A 4,199-nucleotide genomic window follows, 5' to 3' on the forward strand; every position below is an offset into this window, starting at 1 on the left:
ACCGGCCCGCCTACCCGATAGTCGAACCCAACGTATGGATCCGGCACGACGTCCACCCCCACACCACCTGACGGCCACATGGCTCCCCGGCCCGCATGACAAGCCGAGCACCTGGCCCCTAACGTCCTGCCAGGTGACGTGCTGTCGGACTGGGGGAGCCAATACGCCCCCTCGGGGCAGCCCGAGGGCGGCCCCGGGAGGACGACGTCAGACGGTCGCCGCAGCGGAATCACGCCACCCTGGCGTGAGAGCCGTGCGACGCGCGCGGGTAGCTCCGCGGAGCCCGGCCGCGGAGTCACCCGTGAGGCATCCTGGCAGGCCGTGCTCGACGCGGACAGCAGCGCGTACACCGTCCACGAGCACGCCGCCGCCCACAGCGTCGCCGAACGCAAGGCACTGCCCTTCCCCTGGTCACAGGCCGTCAAGACTCTTGCCTTCACCACCGCGCAGTTCCCGCTCCTGCTCGTGGCCCTGCGCGCCGACGACCGCGTCGACTTCACCCGCCTCGTGGCCGCCGCCGGCACCAGCCGCTCGCAGCTGCGCACGGCCGAACCCGACCTGCTCACCGCCGAGGGCCTGGCCCCCGGAGGCATCCCGCCGATCAGCCACCGGCCCGGTGTGCCGTGCCTGATCGACACGGCGGTCGTCGAATCCGGGCATCCATCGGTCTACTGCGGCGCCGGATCCGCCGCCCGCACCCTTCAGATACCGCCGGCAGTCCTCGCCCGGCTCCCCCGCGCGCACGTGACCCTCCTACGCAGGTGACCCCGGCGGGCGGGCGGGCGACCGCCCGCCCCCTCCCGGCTGGGCCTGCCGGGAACGTGCCCGCGGGCCGCTGGCCTCGGCACTCGTTCTAGGCTGACGCGTTGGGCAACGATCGACGCGTCCGCCGCCTCGTAGTGGACGGGACCGCCTGGTACTGGACTGTCCGGCAGCGGGTGAGACCCGACTACGCCGACTGCCGCCTGACGCTCTCCTTCTTCACGGATTTCAAGGATTTCACGGACACGTCGTTGCCGGGCGCTCGACGCCGATTGGCGTTGGTCTTCGCCCCGGGGCCGGACAGAATCGTCTCGAACACGTACCTCGAGGCGGGCACCGTCGTACGCCTCCCCGACCGCAGTTGGCTGAACCTCCACGAGCCGGGAACGGCCCGGCGCCTGCTCGATGCCGCGGCGCCTGTTCTGACGACCCGGCCGCTGGAGCTGAAGCTGGCAGTGGACGGCTGGTCCTTCTTCGACGACGTCGTGGACCGTGCCGATCCGAAGCCACCGCATCTCACTGACGCCGACCGGAGTTGAGCCGGGCGGCCTGGCGGGTCAGGTGGTCGCGCTCGGCGAGGTTGGTTGCCTTGCGGGCCGCCTCGGCATACAGCCGTGCCGCCCTGGCCAGGTCGCCGTCGCGCTCGTGGAGGTACGCCGCCACCGCGGCGTGGCGGGGCAGCGAGTCGTCCAGCGCCGCGAGCGCCGCCAGGCCGGCGCGCGGTCCGTCGGCCTCGCCGACGGCGACCGCACGGTTGAGCCGGACGACCGGGCTGTCGGTCAGGCGCATGAGCTCGTCGTACCACTCGACGATCTGCACCCAGTCGGTCTCCTCGGCCGTGGGCGCGTCGGCGTGCAGGGCCGCGATGGCGGCCTGGGCCTGGAACTCGCCCAGCCGGTCGCGGGCGAGGGCCGCCTGCAGGATCCCCACGCCCTCGGCGATCGAGGCGGTGTCCCACCGGCCGCGGTCCTGCTCGGCGAGCGGCACCAGGCTGCCGTCGGGCGCGGTCCGGGCGGCGCGCCGGGCGTGGTGGAGCAGCATGAGGGCGAGCAGCCCCGCCACCTCGGGGTGGTCGACGGCGGCCGCGAGCTGCCGGGTGAGCCGGATGGCCTCCGCGGAGAGATCGACGTCGCCGGAGTAGCCCTCGTTGAAGACCAGGTAGAGGACGCGCAGCACGGTGGCGACGTCGCCGGGCTGGTCGAACCGCACGCCCGAGACGGTGCGCTTGGCCCGGCTGATGCGCTGCGCCATGGTCGCCTCGGGCACCAGGTAGGCCTGGGCGATCTGCCGGGTGGTCAGCCCGCCGACGGCGCGCAGTGTGAGCGCGACCGCGGACGACGGCGTCAGCGACGGGTGGGCGCACAGGAAGTACAGCTGGAGGGTGTCGTCCACCGCGGGCGCGGGCCCGGGCACCGGCTCCTCGTCGAGGAGGTCCTCACGCCGGCGGCGGGCGGTGTCCGCCCGCACGCCGTCGAGGAACCGGCGCCAGGCCACGGTGACCAGCCAGCCCTTCGCATCCCGCGGCGGGTCGGCCGGCCAGACGCGGAGCGCCTCGACGAGCGCGTCCTGCACGGCGTCCTCGGCCGCCGCGAAGTCGGCTCCGCGGCGGACGAGGACGGTGAGCACGCTCGGCGTGAGACTCCTCAGCAGGGCCTCGTTCATCGATGGGGGCACTCCGTGGTGGCGGGCGTCGCGGCCAGGAACGGGCGCACCTCGAGCCACTCGTGGATCGGCTTGCCGCCCGCCCCGGGGGCGGCCGACAGCTCCCCGGCCAGCTCGACGGCGCGGTCGTAGCTGTCGACGTCGATCACCATCCAGCCGGCGATGAGGTCCTTGGTCTCGGCGAACGGGCCGTCGGTGACCGGCGGACGCCCCTCGCCGTCGTAGCGGACCCAGGTGCCCTCGGGGGCGAGCGCCTGACCGTCGACGAACTCGCCGGTCTTCTCCAGCCGGGCCGCGAAGTCGTGCATGTACTGGATGTGCGCCGAGACCTCCTCGGGCGTCCACTGGTCCATCGGGGCGCCGTTGCACGGAGCCGGAGCGCCGCGGTAGTGCTTGAGCAGCAGATACTTGGCCATCGTGGTTCTCCTCGGTGCTGATGCGACCCATTGTGGTCACGTTCACCCCGGGGACGGAGCCAGTCCTGAGTTCTCGACATCTCCGCCCGAAATTTTTTTGCAGCCCTCCTCGACGAGCCCGGGCGAGCCGTCTCGCGGCGCCGGTGCCAGTTCGGTCTGCATCGTGCACGGGCTGTGGCCCTGCCCCCACGCCACGCCCGCTCTGACGATGTCGGCCAGGTCGGATGTGGAGCCGGAGACGAGTTCGATGCCCTGGCTCCAGCCGGAGACGGCGAACCGCCGGCTGTCGGCTCCGATGTGAACGGCCAGCGGCCGACGTTCAGGGACCGCGGTCGCCATCGCGGCCGTCACCGGGTTCCTCCGAGGATGCCCCGGCCTTCAGGCCGGGGTGGAATCGGGCTTCTGCGGAGCAGGACGGGAAGTAGGGGTTTCGCCTCCGGGGCGAAAGGCCGTCCACCCGCGACGAGGTGAGTGAGCCCGTGGCGATCAAGAGGCGTCAACTGTCAGTCCTCCCCTATATGTTCGGATGCATGACGCCAGTCGTGACGACGGAGGGGGCCGGGCATGCCCGGTACTCCTTCCGTGTGCGCCTGTCTGCTACCGCGCGGCGCGCGCTCGAAGCGGAGTGGGACCGCTGCCGGTGGCTTTGGAACGAGTGCGTGGCCAAGTCGAAGCAGGTCCACCAGCAGAGCAAGGAGTCCGGTGAGAAGCTGGCGTGTGGTCCGGCTCAGTTGGACAGGATGCTGACCGAGGCGCGTCGGGTGACGCCGTGGCTGGCTGCGGGTGCGTCGGTGCCGCAGCAGCAGGTGATTCGGGACTTCGCCAGGTCGAGGGCGAAGGCGCTGAAGGACATCAAGGACGGGCTTCCGGTGCACCGCCGGGCGGGGATGCCCCGCTGGAAGAGGAAGCGGGAGGCCAGGCCGAGCCTGAACTACACGAAGCGCGGTTTCCGCCTGAAGGACGGTCGTGTGCACCTCGCGGGCCAGATCGTGGTGAGGGTGGTGTGGTCGCGGGACCTTCCGGCGGAGCCGTCGAGTGTGCGCGTGTACCAGGACACGCTCGGGCATTGGTATGTGTCCTTCGTCGCCCCGGCCCAGGTCGAGCCGCTTGTGGAGACTGGCCGCGTCCTGGGCGTGGACTGGGGTGTGAAGGAGACGGCCGTCACCACCGATGACGCCTACGATCTCCCGCATGCCGAGCACGGCAAGCGGGCCGCTCAGGGGCTGGCCCGCTATCAGCGGATGATGGCCCGGCGCCGGAGCCCGAAGGGCCGGCCCGCATCGAAGGGCTACCGGAAGGCGCAGGTGCAGGCGGCGAAGCTGCACAGGAAGGTCGCGGGGCAGCGGGAGGACACATCCC

Annotated in this window: 6 protein-coding genes; 3 read left to right on the top strand and 3 right to left on the bottom strand. The window is 72.0% G+C overall.

Features of this window, described 5'->3' with window-relative positions; genetic code table 11:
• The first annotated feature begins 321 nt into the window (after positions 1–321).
• Together BZY54_RS36400 and BZY54_RS36405 are read left to right on the top strand one after the other, a co-directional pair.
• Positions 322–765 carry a YbaK/EbsC family protein gene (locus BZY54_RS36400; RefSeq protein WP_158103970.1) on the top strand — a complete coding sequence of 148 codons (444 nt, stop codon included), beginning with the start codon at positions 322–324 and terminating at the stop codon, positions 763–765.
• 101 nt (positions 766–866) lie between these two features.
• The gene (locus BZY54_RS36405) at positions 867–1,301 is read left to right on the top strand and encodes a hypothetical protein (RefSeq protein WP_086729587.1); all 435 of its coding nucleotides are present in this window, start codon (positions 867–869) and stop codon (positions 1,299–1,301) included.
• On the opposite strand, the gene BZY54_RS36410 is transcribed toward BZY54_RS36405, so the two are convergent.
• Genes BZY54_RS36410 through BZY54_RS36420 form a run of 3 tightly spaced genes read right to left on the bottom strand, consistent with a single transcriptional unit; the run spans position 1,279 to position 3,191 of the window.
• Complete coding sequence (locus BZY54_RS36410; protein ID WP_086729588.1) at positions 1,279–2,424, bottom strand: RNA polymerase sigma factor; 1,146 nt, start codon at positions 2,422–2,424, stop codon at positions 1,279–1,281. The genes BZY54_RS36405 and BZY54_RS36410 overlap by 23 nt on opposite strands.
• Positions 2,421–2,840 (bottom strand): YciI family protein, encoded by a 420-nt coding sequence (locus BZY54_RS36415; protein ID WP_086729589.1) that lies wholly within the window; start codon positions 2,838–2,840, stop codon positions 2,421–2,423. The genes BZY54_RS36410 and BZY54_RS36415 overlap by 4 nt, the downstream gene beginning before the upstream one ends.
• A gap of 42 nt (positions 2,841–2,882) precedes the next feature.
• Entirely contained in the window at positions 2,883–3,191 is a 309-nt protein-coding gene (locus BZY54_RS36420) for a hypothetical protein (protein WP_086729590.1), read from the bottom strand.
• A gap of 179 nt (positions 3,192–3,370) precedes the next feature.
• Here BZY54_RS36420 and BZY54_RS36425 point away from each other — a divergent pair.
• Positions 3,371–4,199, top strand: an 829-nt coding sequence (locus tag BZY54_RS36425; protein ID WP_086729591.1) for an RNA-guided endonuclease InsQ/TnpB family protein, incomplete at its 3' end; no start/stop codon positions are given.

The sequence above is a fragment of the Streptomyces carpinensis genome (assembly GCF_002154505.1).
GTDB classification, from domain to species: domain Bacteria; phylum Actinomycetota; class Actinomycetes; order Streptomycetales; family Streptomycetaceae; genus Streptomyces; species Streptomyces carpinensis.